The sequence below is a fragment of the Pengzhenrongella phosphoraccumulans genome (assembly GCF_045689905.1).
Taxonomy (GTDB): domain Bacteria; phylum Actinomycetota; class Actinomycetes; order Actinomycetales; family Cellulomonadaceae; genus Pengzhenrongella; species Pengzhenrongella phosphoraccumulans.
The window spans coordinates 2,510,706-2,526,063 of record NZ_CP144210.1 but is presented as its reverse complement, the minus strand read 5'-3'; the positions used below and the strand labels follow the sequence as shown (position 1 = coordinate 2,526,063).

The 15,358-nt window shown below is 73.2% G+C and carries 20 protein-coding genes; 6 read left to right on the top strand and 14 right to left on the bottom strand.

Translation table 11 applies throughout. From position 1 onward, the window contains the following. The first annotated feature begins 92 nt into the window (after positions 1–92). Entirely contained in the window at positions 93–1,061 is a 969-nt protein-coding gene (locus tag VTA80_RS11690; RefSeq protein ID WP_407341283.1) for a 1,4-dihydroxy-2-naphthoyl-CoA synthase, read from the top strand. A gap of 31 nt (positions 1,062–1,092) precedes the next feature. On the opposite strand, the gene VTA80_RS11685 is transcribed toward VTA80_RS11690, so the two are convergent. Both VTA80_RS11685 and VTA80_RS11680 read right to left on the bottom strand, forming a co-directional pair. Continuing rightward, on the bottom strand, positions 1,093–1,272 hold the full coding sequence (locus VTA80_RS11685; protein ID WP_407341282.1) for a hypothetical protein: 180 nt from the start codon (positions 1,270–1,272) through the stop codon (positions 1,093–1,095). Between the two features lie 118 nt (positions 1,273–1,390). Further along, complete coding sequence (locus VTA80_RS11680; RefSeq protein ID WP_407341281.1) at positions 1,391–2,470, bottom strand: DUF3048 domain-containing protein; 1,080 nt, start codon at positions 2,468–2,470, stop codon at positions 1,391–1,393. A 78-nt stretch (positions 2,471–2,548) separates the two neighbouring features. Between VTA80_RS11680 and menE the strand changes: the two genes are divergently transcribed. Together menE and VTA80_RS11670 are read left to right on the top strand one after the other, a co-directional pair. Continuing rightward, positions 2,549–3,727 (top strand): o-succinylbenzoate--CoA ligase, encoded by a 1,179-nt coding sequence (gene menE, locus VTA80_RS11675; protein ID WP_407341280.1) that lies wholly within the window; start codon positions 2,549–2,551, stop codon positions 3,725–3,727. A gap of 13 nt (positions 3,728–3,740) precedes the next feature. Then, on the top strand, positions 3,741–4,625 hold the full coding sequence (locus tag VTA80_RS11670) for a 1,4-dihydroxy-2-naphthoate polyprenyltransferase (protein WP_407341279.1): 885 nt from the start codon (positions 3,741–3,743) through the stop codon (positions 4,623–4,625). A gap of 38 nt (positions 4,626–4,663) precedes the next feature. Here VTA80_RS11670 and VTA80_RS11665 read toward each other — a convergent pair whose 3' ends face one another. Then, entirely contained in the window at positions 4,664–4,993 is a 330-nt protein-coding gene (locus VTA80_RS11665) for a DUF4229 domain-containing protein (protein WP_407341278.1), read from the bottom strand. A gap of 51 nt (positions 4,994–5,044) precedes the next feature. Between VTA80_RS11665 and VTA80_RS11660 the strand changes: the two genes are divergently transcribed. Then, positions 5,045–5,344, top strand: coding sequence for a hypothetical protein (locus tag VTA80_RS11660; RefSeq protein ID WP_407341277.1), 300 nt, complete (start codon positions 5,045–5,047; stop codon positions 5,342–5,344). 39 nt (positions 5,345–5,383) lie between these two features. Here VTA80_RS11660 and ccsB read toward each other — a convergent pair whose 3' ends face one another. From ccsB to VTA80_RS11630, 6 genes are all read right to left on the bottom strand, one after another. Next, positions 5,384–6,409: a c-type cytochrome biogenesis protein CcsB gene (ccsB, locus tag VTA80_RS11655; RefSeq protein ID WP_407341276.1), complete on the bottom strand. Its 1,026-nt coding sequence runs from the start codon at positions 6,407–6,409 to the stop codon at positions 5,384–5,386. Then, positions 6,406–8,130, bottom strand: coding sequence for a cytochrome c biogenesis protein ResB (locus VTA80_RS11650; RefSeq protein WP_407341274.1), 1,725 nt, complete (start codon positions 8,128–8,130; stop codon positions 6,406–6,408). Before VTA80_RS11650 ends, ccsB begins: the two co-directional genes overlap by 4 nt. After that, positions 8,130–8,915 carry a cytochrome c biogenesis CcdA family protein gene (locus VTA80_RS11645; RefSeq protein ID WP_407345758.1) on the bottom strand — a complete coding sequence of 262 codons (786 nt, stop codon included), beginning with the start codon at positions 8,913–8,915 and terminating at the stop codon, positions 8,130–8,132. The genes VTA80_RS11650 and VTA80_RS11645 overlap by 1 nt, the downstream gene beginning before the upstream one ends. A 68-nt stretch (positions 8,916–8,983) precedes the next feature. Continuing rightward, a complete protein-coding gene (locus tag VTA80_RS11640) occupies positions 8,984–9,583 on the bottom strand; it encodes a TlpA family protein disulfide reductase (protein ID WP_407341273.1) in 600 nt (199 codons plus the stop codon). A 5-nt stretch (positions 9,584–9,588) separates the two neighbouring features. After that, complete coding sequence (locus tag VTA80_RS11635) at positions 9,589–10,227, bottom strand: histidine phosphatase family protein (protein ID WP_407341272.1); 639 nt, start codon at positions 10,225–10,227, stop codon at positions 9,589–9,591. A gap of 93 nt (positions 10,228–10,320) precedes the next feature. Beyond that, on the bottom strand, positions 10,321–10,803 hold the full coding sequence (locus VTA80_RS11630; protein ID WP_407341271.1) for a MarR family winged helix-turn-helix transcriptional regulator: 483 nt from the start codon (positions 10,801–10,803) through the stop codon (positions 10,321–10,323). A 152-nt stretch (positions 10,804–10,955) separates the two neighbouring features. Here VTA80_RS11630 and VTA80_RS11625 point away from each other — a divergent pair, with 152 nt between their 5' ends. Then, positions 10,956–11,510 (top strand): YceI family protein, encoded by a 555-nt coding sequence (locus VTA80_RS11625; protein ID WP_407341270.1) that lies wholly within the window; start codon positions 10,956–10,958, stop codon positions 11,508–11,510. 75 nt (positions 11,511–11,585) lie between these two features. Here the strand turns inward: VTA80_RS11625 and VTA80_RS11620 are convergent, their stop codons facing one another. Further along, a complete protein-coding gene (locus VTA80_RS11620) occupies positions 11,586–12,245 on the bottom strand; it encodes a redox-sensing transcriptional repressor Rex (protein ID WP_407341269.1) in 660 nt (219 codons plus the stop codon). Further along, positions 12,242–12,505, bottom strand: a complete 264-nt coding sequence (locus tag VTA80_RS11615; RefSeq protein WP_407341268.1) for a glutaredoxin family protein — start codon at positions 12,503–12,505, stop codon at positions 12,242–12,244. The genes VTA80_RS11620 and VTA80_RS11615 overlap by 4 nt, the downstream gene beginning before the upstream one ends. Positions 12,506–12,696: 191 nt before the next feature. Here VTA80_RS11615 and VTA80_RS11610 point away from each other — a divergent pair, with 191 nt between their 5' ends. Then, positions 12,697–13,461 carry an HAD family hydrolase gene (locus VTA80_RS11610; RefSeq protein WP_407345757.1) on the top strand — a complete coding sequence of 255 codons (765 nt, stop codon included), beginning with the start codon at positions 12,697–12,699 and terminating at the stop codon, positions 13,459–13,461. 75 nt (positions 13,462–13,536) lie between these two features. On the opposite strand, the gene VTA80_RS11605 is transcribed toward VTA80_RS11610, so the two are convergent. From VTA80_RS11605 to VTA80_RS11595, 3 genes are all read right to left on the bottom strand, one after another. Then, complete coding sequence (locus VTA80_RS11605) at positions 13,537–13,635, bottom strand: 30S ribosomal protein bS22 (protein ID WP_003792170.1); 99 nt, start codon at positions 13,633–13,635, stop codon at positions 13,537–13,539. A 140-nt stretch (positions 13,636–13,775) separates the two neighbouring features. Further along, positions 13,776–13,982 (bottom strand): helix-turn-helix domain-containing protein, encoded by a 207-nt coding sequence (locus VTA80_RS11600; RefSeq protein WP_407341267.1) that lies wholly within the window; start codon positions 13,980–13,982, stop codon positions 13,776–13,778. 153 nt (positions 13,983–14,135) lie between these two features. After that, positions 14,136–15,317 carry an acetoin utilization protein AcuC gene (locus VTA80_RS11595; RefSeq protein ID WP_407341266.1) on the bottom strand — a complete coding sequence of 394 codons (1,182 nt, stop codon included), beginning with the start codon at positions 15,315–15,317 and terminating at the stop codon, positions 14,136–14,138. Positions 15,318–15,358: the final 41 nt, after the last annotated feature.

Below are 15,358 nucleotides of genomic sequence, written 5' to 3'. Positions count from 1 at the left end.
GGTTTGCGTCGAACTCGCACACCCGGGTGTCCTATCTCGAGGCAAACCTCCGAGTTCGCGGGGCCCTGGGCGTGAGTGGTTAGGGTTTGGGGGTGTCCATTCCTGTGCGGGTGTCCGAGACCTTTGATCCGCAGCGCTGGCGCTGCGTGGACGGGTTCGAGGGGCTGACCGATCTCACCTACCACCGGGGTGTGGAGCGCACGGCGGACGGGACCGAGCGCGACCTGCCCGTCGTGCGCGTCGCGTTCGACCGGCCCGAGGTGCGCAACGCGTTCCGCCCGCACACCGTCGACGAGCTGTATCGCGCGCTCGACCACGCCCGCATGACCTCGAGCGTCGGCACCGTGCTCCTCACCGGCAACGGGCCCAGCCCGAAGGACGGCGGCTGGTCGTTCTGCTCCGGCGGCGACCAGCGCGTGCGCGGCCGCGACGGGTACCGCTACACCGCCGGCGTGGACGACGGCGGCTCGCCCGTGGAGGGCGCGGACGCGATCGACCCCGCCCGGGCCGGTCGGCTGCACATCCTGGAGGTGCAGCGCCTGATCCGGACCATGCCGAAGGTCGTGATCGCCGTCGTCGGCGGGTGGGCCGCCGGGGGCGGGCACTCGCTGCACGTCGTCGCGGACCTGACCATCGCCTCGCGCGAGCACGCGCGGTTCATGCAGACCGACGCGAACGTCGGCTCGTTCGACGCGGGGTACGGCTCGGCCTACCTCGCGCGCCAGGTCGGTCAGAAGCGCGCGCGGGAGATCTTCTTCCTCGCCCGCGAATACTCCGCCGAGCAGGCCGAACGCTGGGGCGCCGTGAACGAGGTCGTGGACCACGCCGAGCTCGAGAACCTCGCGCTCGAGTACGCCCGGATCATCGCGACCAAGTCGCCGCAGGCCATCCGGATGCTGAAGTTCTCGTTCAACCTGGCCGACGACGGGCTGGCCGGGCAGCAGGTCTTCGCCGGGGAGGCAACCCGGCTGGCCTACATGACGGACGAGGCGGTCGAGGGCCGCGACGCCTTTCTGCAGCACCGCGACCCGGACTGGTCCGGCTTCCCGTACGCCTTCTGAACCCCGCTCCCGCGGGTGCGCGCAGCGGTGCTCAGCTGCTCGTCATGAGCGTCATGCCGAGGTCGACCAGGCTGCCCGCGAGCAGCGCCCCGCCGAGCAGGACGGCGAGCAGGACTGCGCTGGCGGCCAGCACCGGGGCGGCTGCGCGGAGCCGGTCGTGGTGTGCGTGGACGTGCGGTTGGGGCATTCCGGGAGACACGATCGTGGCCATGGCTCAAGCCTGGCCCCGTCGCGTTCGCAGCGGATCGACCCCAGGGGCGATCTGCTGCGAGCGAGCCTCCACCGCAGGGCCGACGATGAGTCATCCCATGGGTTGATGCGAGGCTGAATCAGCCGACGGTGATGGCGCCGTCCGTCGGCACGAGCTGGATCCAGGTCTTGCCGGGGGCCAGCTTGACGACCTGACCATCGCCGGTGGTGAGGACCACCGGCGTCGCGGTGTCGGTCTTGGTCCACGTCGCGGCGATCGTCTTGCCACCGGTCGCCACCACAGCGGCGCCCGAGCCGACCAGCTTGGTCTCCGGGACCACGCTCCCGGCAGGGTCGCGCGTGCCGGAGTCGACCAGCACGACGCTCATCGTGATCACGTTGGTCCCGGCGAGCCGGACCCCCGAGGCGGCCGTGGCGGGTGCTCCCGCCTCGCTGCGCTGCCAGGTGCCGCTCGCCGCGTCCCAGGTGTAGCTGGGGTGCGAGTACCCGGACATCGTGATGGACACCGTCCCGGCCGGCGTGCCGCTGACCACAGCCGTGGCCTGGTCGGCGCTGCGCGCGTACGTGAACTGCTCAGCAGGGGAGGCCTGGTGGTCGGCGTCCGCCTGGGCCCAGAATTTCGCCGGGGTGCCGTAGACGTTGTGCGGCGCCTTGCGGACCTTGGTCCGGTAGAAGCCATCGCTGCCCATGTCGTTGCTCAGGACCTGGACGCCGCTCGCCTTCAGCGCGTTGACGAAGCCCGCCTGGCCACCCGAGAACGCGATGATGCCGTGCATCGGCGCGACGATCGCCGGGTCCATGGGCCGCACCGACCGGATCGGCCCGACCTCGCCCGGGACCGCCGTGTGGAAGACCGCGACGAATCGCGTGACGCCCCCCTCGACGACCTCTTCCCACACGATGTCGGCCTCGTCGAGCCCGGTCTGGGGCCGGACCTCTTTCGGGTTCTCGATCTTCACGGCGAGGGCCGCGCGGGTCGCGACGTCAGTGGCGGCGATGCCGGTGAGCGGCCAGACCGTCGGCACCACGGGCGCCGGCGGGGCGCCCTTGTCGGCCGCGATGTCCGCGGCCTGCGTGCTCGGGTCGGGCGTGACGGGCGTGTCCGCGCCGCCGCAGCCCGTGATCGCGAAGAGTGCACTCACGGCGCCGAGCGCCACCAGGGCGCGTCGGCGGGCAGGGCGGGCGGTGATGAGGGGCACGGAAGAACTCCTTTTCGCACCGGCGCTCGCGGCCGGAGACTCGCCGTCCATTCTACGACCTGCGCCTACGCTGGTCCCGTGAGTCGACCCCTGCGGACCGTGCCGGCCGACCCCGACCAGCTCCACGAGCTCCTCGCCGCACTGCGCGCCGCCATCGACGGCACCGGCCCGGCGGTCCGCGCGTCGGCACCCACCACGCCGATCGACGCAGACCGGCCAGGCGCAGGCCGACCGACAGCACCCACCGGGGTGCCCGACGACGTGGCGCTCGTCGTCGACACGTCGGGCTCGACCGGCGAGCCCCGCTCGGTGCTCCTCTCGGCGGCCGCGCTGCGGGCTTCAGCCGCCGCGACCGACGCGCGCCTCGGCGGCCCGGCCCAGTGGCTGCTCACGCTCCCGCCGACGCACGTCGCCGGGCTCCAGGTGCTCGTGCGCTCGATCCTCGCGGGCACGGACCCGGTCCTGGCCGCCCCCGGACGGTTCCGCCCGGACGCGTTCGCGGCCGACGCCGCGCGCCTGACCGGCCCGCGCCGGTACGTCTCGCTCGTGCCGACCCAGCTCCACCGCCTCCTGGACGAGGCGGGCGCGGGCCTCGCGTCGCTCGCGACGTTCGACGCCGTCCTGCTCGGTGGCGCGGCGGCGGGTCCCGGCCTCCTGGCCCGGGCCCGGCAGGCCGGCATCCGGGTCGTCACCACCTACGGGATGTCGGAGACCTGCGGCGGCTGCGTCTACGACGGGGTGCCGCTCGACGGGATGCGGGTCCGGCTCGATGCCGACGCCCGCGTCCTGATCGCGGGCCCGGCGCTCGCCACGGGCTACCTCGACCGGCCCGACCTCGATGCCGAGACCTTCCGCACCGACGACGGCGTCCGCTGGCTGCGCACGAGCGATGTCGGCGAGCTCGTCGACGGTCACCTGACCGTGCTCGGCCGTCTGGACGACATGCTCGTCACCGGCGGTGCCAAGGTCGCACCCGCCGCCGTCGAACGCGTCCTGGGCGAGCTGGACGGCGTCGGCGAGGTGTGCGTCGTCGGCGTGCCGGACGCCGAGTGGGGCCAGGCGGTGACGGCGGTCGTCGTCCTGGCCGGTGGCGCGAGCGCCCCGACCCTGGATTCCGTGCGCTTGCACGTCACGCGTAGCCTGGGTGGTCCGGCCGCACCGCGGCACCTGGTCGTGATCGATCGGCTGCCCACCCGCGGGCCGGGCAAGACCGATCGCCGCGCCGTGGCCGCACTCGCGGCCGCGCGGCTCACCTGAACAGGAGCACGGGATGGCCACCCTCGCCGAGTGGACCGCTGGCGCACGCCTTCGAACCCTGCCGGCCGCTGCTGCGCCCGTGCTGGTCGGTACCGGTGCCGCGATCCAGGCGGGCGGCTGGGACGACCCGGGGTACCGCACCCTGCTGGCCCTTCTGGCCCTCGGCGTCGCCCTCGCGCTCCAGGTCGGGGTGAACTTCGCCAACGACTACTCCGACGGCGTCCGCGGAACCGACCTCGACCGCGTCGGGCCGCTCCGGCTCACGGCCGCCGGGCTCGCGTCCCCGGCGCAGGTGAAGTACGCGGCCTTCGCCTCGTTCGGCGCCGGCGCCGCGCTCGGCCTGGTGCTCGTGCTGCTCACCGGCCACTTCTGGCTGCTCGGCGTGGGCGCCGTCGCGATCGCCGCCGCCTGGTTCTACACCGGTGGCGCCCACCCGTACGGCTACATCGGGCTCGGCGAGGTCGGCGTCTTCGTGTTCTTCGGCCTCGTCGCCGTGCTCGGTTCGACGTACATCCAGCTCGGCCGCATCACGTGGCCCGCGGTCGCCGGCGCCGTCGGGGTCGGGCTGTTCGCCTGCGCGCTGCTCATGGTCAACAACCTGCGCGACATCCCGACCGACGCCCTGGTCGGCAAGCGCACGCTGGCGGTGCGGATCGGCGACCGGCGCGCACGCCGGGTCTATGTCGCGATGGTCACGGTCCCGATCGCGCTGGGGGTCGGGTGCGCGATCGTCGCGCCCTGGTCGCTCCTGGTCCTGCTGCTCGCCCTGCCGGTCGTCCTGCTGAGCGTCACCGTGCTGGTCGGCGCCCGCGGGATCGCCCTCGTGCCCGTGCTTGCCGGAACCGGCCTGGTCGAGCTCGGCTACGGCATGCTCCTCGGGCTCGGGCTCTCCCTCTGACCCGTTCCGCGGTCGGGCCTGTTCGGCCCTGACCGGCGTCAGGCCCGGCCGTCCGCCAGGTGCTCAGCCGGCGGCTCGCCGTTGTGCTCGGCCGCCCGCTCGGCCGCATCGACGACGGCGTCCTCGTGCGCGGCGTCCGCCTCGACCGCCGGCGAGAACCGGCGACCGGCGGCGCGTCGCTCGGCCCGCTCCACAAGGACCACGGCGGCGGCGTCGCGCGGTCCGGCGAGGACCACGTAGGACACGCCCCAGGCGGCGAACGCGGCCACCACGACGAGCAACCAGCCGCCGAGCCCGGCCCAGTACAGGACCCCGAGGCACGCGCCGAACAGGCCCAGGCGGAGCACGGAGTAGGTCACGATCGGCATCCGTCCAGGGTAGGCCGCTCCGCCGGGCGCCGGGCCACTTACTCTGGAGGTATGCGCAACCTTCTCTTCCTGCTCCTCATCGGGCTGGTCGTGTACGCCGCCATCAGCCTTCTCCTGCGGGTACGGTCCGGCCCCGCCGGTCCGTCGCGCGCTTCGGGGCCGCCGCGCACCGGCTGGCGTCCGGTCAAGCCCTCCGGGCCGGTCGCGCCCGACGACGACCCGGAGTTCCTCTGGCGCCTCGATCAGCAGCAGCGCCAGGCGGACCGCGACGCGCACCGCGAGAACGACGCGCACCGCGAGACGAACGACGACGACGGCACCGCCGCCGACCCCCGCGAGCCCACCCCGTAGGGGCGGGCACCGCGCAGCAGGGGCGGACGGGCAGGGGGTCTACAGGCCGGAGTAGGTGTGCTTGCCGGCGAAGAACAGGTTGACCAGCGTGAAGTTGGCCAGCACGCACGAGTAGCCGACCACGACGAACCAGGCCGCCCGCCGGCCGGCCCAGCCGCGCGTGGTCCGCGCGTGCAGGTACGCCGCGTAGACGACCCAGATCACGAAGCTCCAGACCTCCTTCGGGTCCCAGCCCCAGTACCGGCCCCACGCGTGCTCGGCCCAGATGGCGCCCGCGATCACGGTGAAGGTCCAGAGCACGAACCCCACGGCGTTCAGCCGGAACGAGAGCGCCTCGAGCTCGGTCAGCCCGGGCACGGTGTCGAGCCAGCGCCACACGGGCCGGGACAGCGCGGCCGAACCGCGCTCGCGTGAGCTCCGGAGCAGCTGCAGCACGCTCGCCGCGAACGCCACGGTGAACACCCCGGCCGCGGTGATCGCCACCCCGACGTGGATCACGAGCCAGTAGCTGTCGAGCGCGGGCTGGACGCCGTCGGCCTGGACGTAGAAGACGAGCAGCGCGAGGGCGAGCGCCAGCACGGTGAGCCCGGAGACCGCGACCCCGAGGAACGGCAGGTCCCGTCGGCGCAGGACCAGCAGCAGGACGACGACGGCGACCATCGTGCCGACGAGCGCGAACTCGTACATGTTCGCCCAGGGGGTGCGGCCGGCCGCGATCCCGCGCAGGATGACGGCCGCGACCTGCAGCGCCAGCCCGAGGATCGTCGTCGAGCGGGCGATGCCCCGAGCCTTGGAGCTGCGCCGGGGGACGGCCTCCCGGCCGCCGCTGCCCGGCGACGTCCGGCGCGGGGCCATCGTGGTGGTCCCGCCCGACCGGGCCTGGCCGACGGCGGCGGTCTGCGCCCCCGCCGCGGAGGCGGACTCCCGGGCCAGCCGCGCCGCGCTGCCGGCCTGCTCGGTCAGCCGCGCGAGGTCCAGCGTGTAAGCGATCAGCGCGACCGTGTAGGCGGTCGCGGCGCCCCACACCAGCGTCGTGCTGAGGTCGCCCAGGTCTGCCACGTTCATTGATTCGCCTCCGGTGCGGTCACTGCGTCGGTCTGTGCATCGTCGTTCGGGTCACCGTCGTTCGGGTGACGTGCGCCGTCATTGTCCGTGATGTCGGCCGATCCCGCAGCCGTTGGGACCACCTCGGCGGCGGCAAGTGCGTCCAGCATCCGGTCGAGCTCGCCCTGCAGGCCCAGGTCGTCACCCCGGGCGAGCGCGGCCGCGGTGACCTGCGTCCGGCCCGCGCCGTCGGGCACGGCCCGCAGCCAGACCCGGCGCCGCGGGGTGAACAGCGAGGTCGCGAGGCCCGCGAGCGCCGCGAGCGCGAACGCGAGCACGAACGCCAGCGACGGGTCGTGCCGCAGGTCCAGGGCCACGAACCGGGGCAGGGCGTCGAAGGTGACGCTCCCCAGCCCGTCCGGCAGCTGGACCGTCTCGCCCGGCCGGACGTACAGCGTCACCGGGGCGCCGGCCGCGTCCGTGGCCTGAGTCATGCCCTTCTGGTCCAGCTGGTAGACGTTCTGCGGGATGCCGTTGTCGAGCCCGAGGTCACCGGCCCACACCGACAGGACGAGGAGCGGGGCGTTCGGTTGCGGGTTCACCGATCGCCAGAGCCCGGGGGACGTCTCGAGGGCCGTCGGCAGCAAGAAGCCGACCATCCCGATCTGCTGTCCGGCGGAGACGTCCGGCACCTTGATCACGCCGCGCGAGGTGTACACCTCGTCCGAGGCGAGGAAGGGCACGGGACCGGCGAACGCGACCTCGCCGGCCGAGTCGCGCACCGTGACATCGGGTGCGTAGCCGTTGCCCTGGAGGTAGATCTTCGCGCCGCCCGCGTCGAGCGGGTGGTTGACCCGGATCGACTCCGGGCGTGCGGTGCCGTCGGGGTTGCGCACGGTGACGTCGGCGCGGAAGTACCGCGCCGCGAGGGTCTCGGGGTCGAACCGCGCGGTGAACTCGTCGAGCGTGAGCGAGAACGGGACCAGGCTCGCGGGGTCGAAGCCCGTGCCGCCCTCGAACGTGTCGTAGTCGACGACGGCGTTCGCGAACCCGCGTCCCTGGACCACGATCGCCTGACCCCGGTAGTGCAGGAACTGGCCCGTGCCGACGGCGACGATCAGCCCGAGCAGCGCGAGGTGGAACACCAGGTTGCCGGTCTCACGCACGTACCCGCGCTCGGCGGACACCGCCCAGGTGCCGGCGTGCTCCTCGCGCACGTCCACCCGGAACCGCGGCAGCCACCGCAGCCGGCCACGCAGTGCGACGGCGGCAGCGTCGGCGACCGCGCGCGGCTCGGACGTCGTCGTGAAGGCGTCGGCGACCCCGAACCGGTCGAAGCGGCGCGGCACGCGTGGCGGGCGAGCCCGCACCGCGCTCAGGTGCGCGCGCGTGCGCGGCAGGATGCAGCCGATCAGCGACAGGAAGAGCAGCAGGTAGATCGCGGAGAACCACGCCGAGGCGTAGACGTCGAACGCCCCGAGGCGGTCGAGCCAGGCACCCGACCCCGGGTGGTCCACGAGGTACGCCGCGACCTTGGCGGGGTCGACGGGCCGCTGCGGCAGCACGGACCCGGGCACGGCGGCCACCGCGAGCAGCATGAGCAGCATGAGCGCGACCCGCATGCTCGTGAGCTGGCGCCACACCCAGCGCAGGGTGCCGCGCACCCCGAGCCGCGGCAGGGTCGGGGTGGCGTCGTCGTTCGTGAACGAGTCGTCGATGCCCTCGGGCCGGTAGATGCGCATCAGACCACCGGCTCGAAGCCGCTGACGAGACCCTGCAGCGACTGCGTCCACGTGCCCCACAGGCCGGTGACGAGCGCGATCCCGATCACGATGAGCATCGCCCCTCCGAGCCGCATGATGGCCAACCGGTGCCGGCGCGCGAAACCGAGCGCCCGCGCGCTGCGCTGGTAGCCGAGCGCGATCAGCAGGAACGGCAGGCCGAGCCCGACGCAGTACGCGACCGAGAGCAGCGCGCCCCGGCCCGGCGAGCCGCCGTCGAGCGAGAGCGCGATCACGGCAGCAAGCGTCGGGCCGATGCACGGCGCCCAGCCGAGGCCGAACACGATGCCGAGCACAGGTGCGCCCCACAGCCCCGCGGTCGGGCTGACGTGCACGCGCCGCTCCTGCTGCAGGAACGGGAAGAAGCCGAGGAACGCGACCCCCAGGAGGATGACGACGACGCCCAGCACCCGGGTGATCGGACCCTGCAGGCGCCCGAGCTCCGCGCCGACGGAGCCCGCGAGCGTCCCGAGCGCGACGAACACGACGGTGAACCCGGCGACGAACAGCCCCACGCCGAGCAGCAGCCGTCCTCGACCTGCGTCCGACCTCCCCACGTCCGCCCCACCGGCACCCCCGCGCACGGCGACCCGCTCGGCGCGCGGACCAGCGGCCGGCGCCGCCCCGATCGCGACGCCGGTCATCCCGCCGAGGTAGCCGAGGTACCCGGGCACCAGCGGCAGCACGCACGGCGAGGCGAACGACACGAGCCCGGCGATCAGCGCGACCGGGATGGCGAGCAGCATCGAGCCCGAGAACGCAGCCGTCCCGAACGCGCTCCCGAGGTCGCCCCAGCCCCCCGCGGCAAGCCCTGTCACGCGGCCGCCGCCGGTTCCGCGATCACGTCGTCGATCAGCGAGCGCAGCGTCGAGGGGTCGGCGAGGCCGAGGATGCGGGCGGCCACGCGGCCCTCGCGGTCGACGACGACCGTGGTCGGCACGGCCTGCACCGGCACGGCCCCCTGCAGGGCCGCGATGGCGGTCCCGTCGGTGTCGGCGATCGACGGGTAGGTCACGGCGAACGTGCGCTCGTAGGCCTGCGCGGCCCCGGCCGAGTCGGTGCCGTTGATGCCGAGCAGGTGCACGCCGTCCGCGGCGTAGTCGGCCGCGACCTTGACGAGGTCCGGCGCCTCCTTGCGGCACGGCGGGCAGGCCGCGTACCAGGTGTTGAGCACGACGACGTCGCCCCGCCAGCTCGCGACGTCGACCGCGCCGCCCGCGAAGTCCGTCCCGGTCAGCACGATCGGATCGCCCCGGTCCGCGACCGCCCACGTCTTCGTGCTGCCGTCGCCGGACTGGTAGCCCTGGTCGACGACGCCGGACGCCGCGCCGGTCGCGGTCCCGCCGCCCGCGCCACAACCCGCGAGGAGCGCGACCGTCAGCGCGGTCAGGACCACCAGGACGCGCCGGGGCACCGCGATCACGCTCCGGCCACTGCGGAGGCTCCCGGCAGCAGGTCGAGGGCCGGTTCGCTGTAGACGATGTCGGCGAGCCGGTCGCCGTCGTACACGAACGACGTGAGCGAGGCGAGCGAGCACTGCCGGTGCCGCGGGTCGTGCCAGAGCCGCTTGTCCGACAGGGCGAGGCGCGTGACCCAGATCGGGAGCTGGTGGCTGACGAGCAGGGCCTCGTGGCCGCGAGCCGACTCGCGCGCGGAGTCGAGCGCGGCGGTCACGCGGTCGGCCTGCTGGCGGTACGGCTCACCCCAGGACGGCCGGAACGGGTTGCGCAGCAGGGGCCAGAAGCGCGGGTGCTTGAGCGAGCCATCGCCGATCCCGAAGGTCAGCCCCTCGAACTGGTTCTCGGCCTCGAGCAGGCGCGGGTCGGAGGTGATCTCCAGCCCGAGAGCGGCCGCGATGGGCGCGGCGGTCTCCTGCGCGCGCTGCAGCGGGGAGGCGATCACGCACGTGATGTCCATGCCGACGACGTGGCTCGCGATCCGCTCGGCCATCTCGCGGCCACGCTCGGAGAGCCCGTATCCGGGCAGCCGGCCGTACAGCACACCGGTGGGGTTGTGGACCTCGCCGTGGCGGAGGAGATGAAGTGTCGTGGCGACCATGCGCACAGTGTCGCAAACTGCGCTGGGTGCGCCGACCCCTTGGCCCGACTTTTCGTGTGAGATCCGACGCTCGGGATCCGGCGCGCGGGCCCCTCAGTGCCTGGCCAACGCCTCGCCGACTGCCGCCATGGCCCCACCGAGCGCCTGGAGCTGGGCGTCCGTGAGGACGTCCACGAGGTGCGTGCGGACGGCGTCGACGTGCCCGGGTGCCGCGGCCTCGAGCCGCGCGAAGCCGGTTGCGGTGATGACGGCGTTGACCCCTCGACCGTCGGCCTCGCACGCGCGCCGCTCGATCAGGCCCGCCGCCTCCAGCCGCCGGATCGTGTGGGTGATCCGGCTGCGCGAGTGCGCGAGCTCGTGGGCCAGCGTCGACATGCGCAGGGTGCTGTCCGGTGCCTCGGACAGGCGCACGAGCACCTCGTACTCGCTCAGCGACAGCCCTGCGTCCCGCTCGAGCTGCTGGCCGAGAGCCTCGGTGAGCCGGGCGCTGCCGACGAGGAAGTCGCGCCAGTGACGCTGCTGCTCCCGGGTCAACCACCGCACTGCTGCGGCGGCATCGGCATCGGTGGGGGTCATGGCGGAACCTCTTTCGGGGCTGGTTGATCCAGGGGGTTGCTATCTGCCGGTAACTATAGTAGAAATATCAACTACCGGGTAGTTGCGAGTTCAAGCATCGGCTCGGACAGACCCTGACCAGCCGTCACGAACCCGCTTTCAAGGAGATCCACATGAGCATCACCACCCTCCCCACCGCTCTCACCGCCGGCGCCTGGGCGGCCGACGTGTCCCACAGCGAGGCCGGCTTCACGGTTCGTCACGCCGGTATCTCGAAGGTGCGCGGCTTCGTCGGCATCACCGAGGCCGTCATCACGATCGGCGCGGACCTCAGCGCCTCCGGTGTGACCGCGACGCTCGACGCCTCGACCATCGACACGCGGGACGCGAACCGCGACGGGCACATCAAGGGCGCCGACTTCTTCGACGTTGAGAACTTCCCGACCTGGACCTTCGTGTCCACATCCGTGACCGGCTCGGGTGCCGAGGCCGTCGTCGCCGGCGACCTCACGATCCACGGCGTGACCCGCCCGGTCACCCTCGCCACGGAGTTCAACGGCACGGCCGTCGACCCCTACGGCAACCTCCGCGCCGGCTTCTCCGCCAGCACCGAGATCTCGCGCAAGGACTTCGGCCTGACCTGGAACGCAGCCCTCGAGGCCGGCGGCGTCCTGGTCGGCGACAAGGTCAAGATCACCCTCGACATCTCGGCGATCAAGCAGGCCTGATCCCGCCAGTCACCCACGCCAGGATCCGCCCGTCCCCGCACCGGGGCCGGGCGGATTCTTGCGTCCGGGGTCGACTCAGCCGCTGAGGTGGGTCTTGCGGCGGTCGTGGAACGCGAGGATCTGCAGCTCGGAGCCGAGGTCCACGACGCGCAGGTCCACCGTCGGCGGCACCTGCAGCACCCGGCGGGCGAAGTTCAGCACGCCCGTGACCCCGGCCGCGACGACCCGGTCGCAGACCTCCTGCGCCACCTCGGCGGGCGTCGCGATCACCGCGATCGTGGCCGCGGTCTCCGCGATCACCCGGGTGAGGCGGTCGTACGGCTCGACCTCGAGCCCCGCCACGGTCGTGCCCACCACGTGCGGATCGGCGTCCACCAGGGCGACGACGACAAAGTCGCGGCCCGCGAAGCCCGAGTAGTTCGCCAGCGCGTGCCCGAGGTGCCCGATGCCGACGATCACGACCCGCCGCTGGCTCGTCAGCCCGAGGGCCACCGTGAGCTGGCGACGCAGGTTCTCGACGTCGTACCCCACGCCCGGGCGACCGTGGGTCCCGAGGAACGACAGGTCCTTGCGCACCTGCGGCGAGGCGACGCCCGCCGCGGCTGCGAGCGTGCGCGACGACGCCACGGAGACGCCCTGCGCCGCGAGCGCGGCCAGGGCGCGCAGGTAGACGGGCAGCCGCCCCACCGTGGCGGGCGGGACCCGGCGCTCCGCACCCGGCACCTGCGCACTCACGGCTTCGCCTGCAACGCCTTCGCCACCCGCGCGGGGTCGATCCGCCAGAACCCGCGCTGGACGCCGTCGACCACGACGACCGGGACGGACTCGCCGTACTCCCGCTGGAGCGCGCCGTCGTCGTCGGCCGCGTCCACGTCGATCTCGACCCACGTCGTGCCCGCCGCTGCGGCCGCCGAGGCGACCACCTCGCGGGCCTGAACGCACAGGTGGCAACCGGCTCGGACATAGAGCACCACGCGTGCCGTCACGTCACTCATGCGGCAACCATAGGCGCCGTCGTTAGAGTGGACAGGTGCCCGAGCTCTCGAACGCCGAACCCGGCACCTCAGTCCCCGATCCGGTCCTGGTGCCCGATGCCGTCCCCCGCGTCACCCCGGCGGTCCCCGAGCCCACCGAGGACCTCCCCGAAGCCACCGCCGACTCGCCCGACGAACCCACCCCGGCGCGCATCGCCGCGGCGTTCTTCGACGTGGACAACACGATCATCCGCGGTGCGAGCGCGTTCCATCTCGCCCGCGGCCTGCACCGGCGCGGGTTCTTCCGCTACCGCGACATCCTGCTGGCCTCGCTGCACAACGCCCGCTACCAGCTGCTGGGCGAGAACCGCGAGCAGATCGACGAGGTCCGCTCGCGCGCGCTGAGCATCATGACCGGGCACTCCGTCGCCGAGGTCGTCGCTGTCGGCGAGGAGGTCTACGACCAGGTCCTGGAGCTGCGGATCTTCCCCGGCACGCTGCTGCTGCTCGACGACCACCTCGCGGCGGGCCGGCAGGTCTGGCTCGTCACCGCGACGCCGGTCGAGATCGGCAACCTCATCGCGCGGCGCCTGGGCGCCACGGGCTGCCTCGGCACGGTGGCCGAGCACAAGAACGGGTTCTACACCGGTCGCCTCGTGGGAGACATGCTGCACGGCGAGGCGAAGGCGAGCGCCGTGCGCGCTCTGGCCGAACGCGAGGGCCTCGACCTGACGCAGTCCTACGCGTACGGGGACTCGATCAACGACCTGCCGATCCTGTCCACTGTGGGGCACCCGTGCGCGATCAACCCCGATGCGCGCCTGCGCCGCCACGCGCTCGCCGCCGGCTGGCCGATCCGCGAGTTCCGGGGCCGCCGCCGGGCCGCCAAACGTGGCATCAAGACGGCCAGCTGGGCGGGCCTGGCCTGGGCCGCGGGCCTGGTCCTGCGCTCGATCCGCCGCTCCCTGCGCGCCTGACCCCCGCACCGCCCCCAGGGCGGCAAGGGCCGCCCAGAACGAACTCGGGCCCGGCATCTCTGCCGGGCCCTGAGGTCACTTCTTGTTGCGGCGCTGGTGGCGCGTCTTGCGAAGCAGCTTGCGATGCTTCTTTTTCGCCATGCGCTTGCGACGCTTCTTGATGACGGAGCCCATGGATCCTCACAATGTTCGAGTGGTGCAGGCTGGAACGACCTTGCGCGGTCGTAAGAGCCCACGCGGGAAAGTCCGAGAGCAGTCTAGCGGTTGTGGCTCCCGGCATACGACGCCCGGGGCTCCAGACCACCGAGATCACCTCAAGAAGTGAGCCGATCACCCTCGATGTAGGACGTCGCAAGGTACGCGTCGAGCGCATCCTGCGGGACCCGGAAGGAGCGCCCGACGCGCACGGCAGGCATCTCGCCCGAGTGGACGAGCCGGTACACGGTCATCTTCGAGACCCGCATGACCTCGGCCACCTCTGCCACGGTCAGGAACCGTGCTCGTGGCTGCTCGCTGGACATTCCGTACCGCTTCCTCGACGGAGCCGAATGGCCCTCACGTGCCGCCCACGTGTCGGCGGCGCTCACGATCACCCTAGGGCCTCGTGGGGCGCGTGGGGTAGGGGGGAGAAGAGTGAACGATCGCCGCGGGGACCTGCCGGGCCGATCGCCCGCTCAATCGTGGTTCGGATCGAGCCCCAGATGCGGGAACACGGCCTCACGGGTCGCCCGGATGGCCCTGTCCACGTCGTCGCCAGGGTCGTAGCCCAGCGCCCAGTCGCGGAAGGCACCGCTCGCGCCGTCGGTCATGAGCTCGGGCGGCGTCCGACCCCACCGCTCCTCGACGTCGGCGCGCCACGCGGCGGGCAGCGCCGTGGCCGGGTCGAGTGCCACGTGGCCCGCGATGGCTATCAGGTGGCTCCAGGCGCGCGGGACGACGTCGACGACGGCGTACCCCCCTCCCCCGAGCGCGAGCCAGCGCCCACCGGCCACCTCGTGCGCCAGGTCGTGCACGAGCTCGGCCGCCAGGCGCTGCGCGTCGACGCTCACCAGGAGGTTGGCGAGCGGGTCCGCCGCGTGCGCGTCGCAGCCGTGCTGGCTGACCACGACCTCGGGCTCGAAGCTGCGCAGCACCGCCGGGACCACGGCCGAGATGGCCCGCAGCCAGCCCGCGTCGCCGGTCCCGGCGGGCAGGGCGACGTTCACCGCCGTCCCCTCGGCGCCCGCGCCGCCGACCTCCGCGGCGTGGCCGGTGCCGGGGAAGAGGCTGCGGCCGCTCTCGTGCACCGAGACGGTGAGCACCCGCGGGTCGTCCCAGAAGATGTGCTCGACGCCGTCGCCGTGGTGGGCGTCGACGTCGACGTACGCCACGCGGCGGGCGCCGTCGGCGAGCAGCTGGCGGATGGCGACCGCGGCGTCGTTGTACACGCAGAAGCCGGAGGCGCCGTCGGGCATGGCGTGGTGCATCCCCCCGGTGATGTTCACGGCGTGCACGGCCGCGCCCGACCAGACCGCCGCGGCCCCCGCGAGGCTGCCCGCCACGATCCGGGCCGCGGCCTCGTGCATGCCGGCGAACACCGGGTCGTCCTCCGTGCCGAGCCCGTGCGCGGCGTCGGCCCGCCCGTGGTCCGAGGCAGCCCGCACCGCCGCGACGTAGGGCGCGCCGTGCACCGTGAGCAGCGATGAGTCGGAGGCCGGCTCCACGCCGATCACCTCGACGCCGGGCGCATCGAGGAGCCCGAGCGCCGCAGCCAGGTCGATCGTGAGCTTGAGCCGGACCGGGGACATCGGGTGCCCCCGGCCGAAGTCGTACCCGAGCAGCGCGGGCGACCACACGATGTGCACCGATTCCGCCATGATCCACACCGTAACCCCCACCCCGCGCCGCGAGTGCGGGT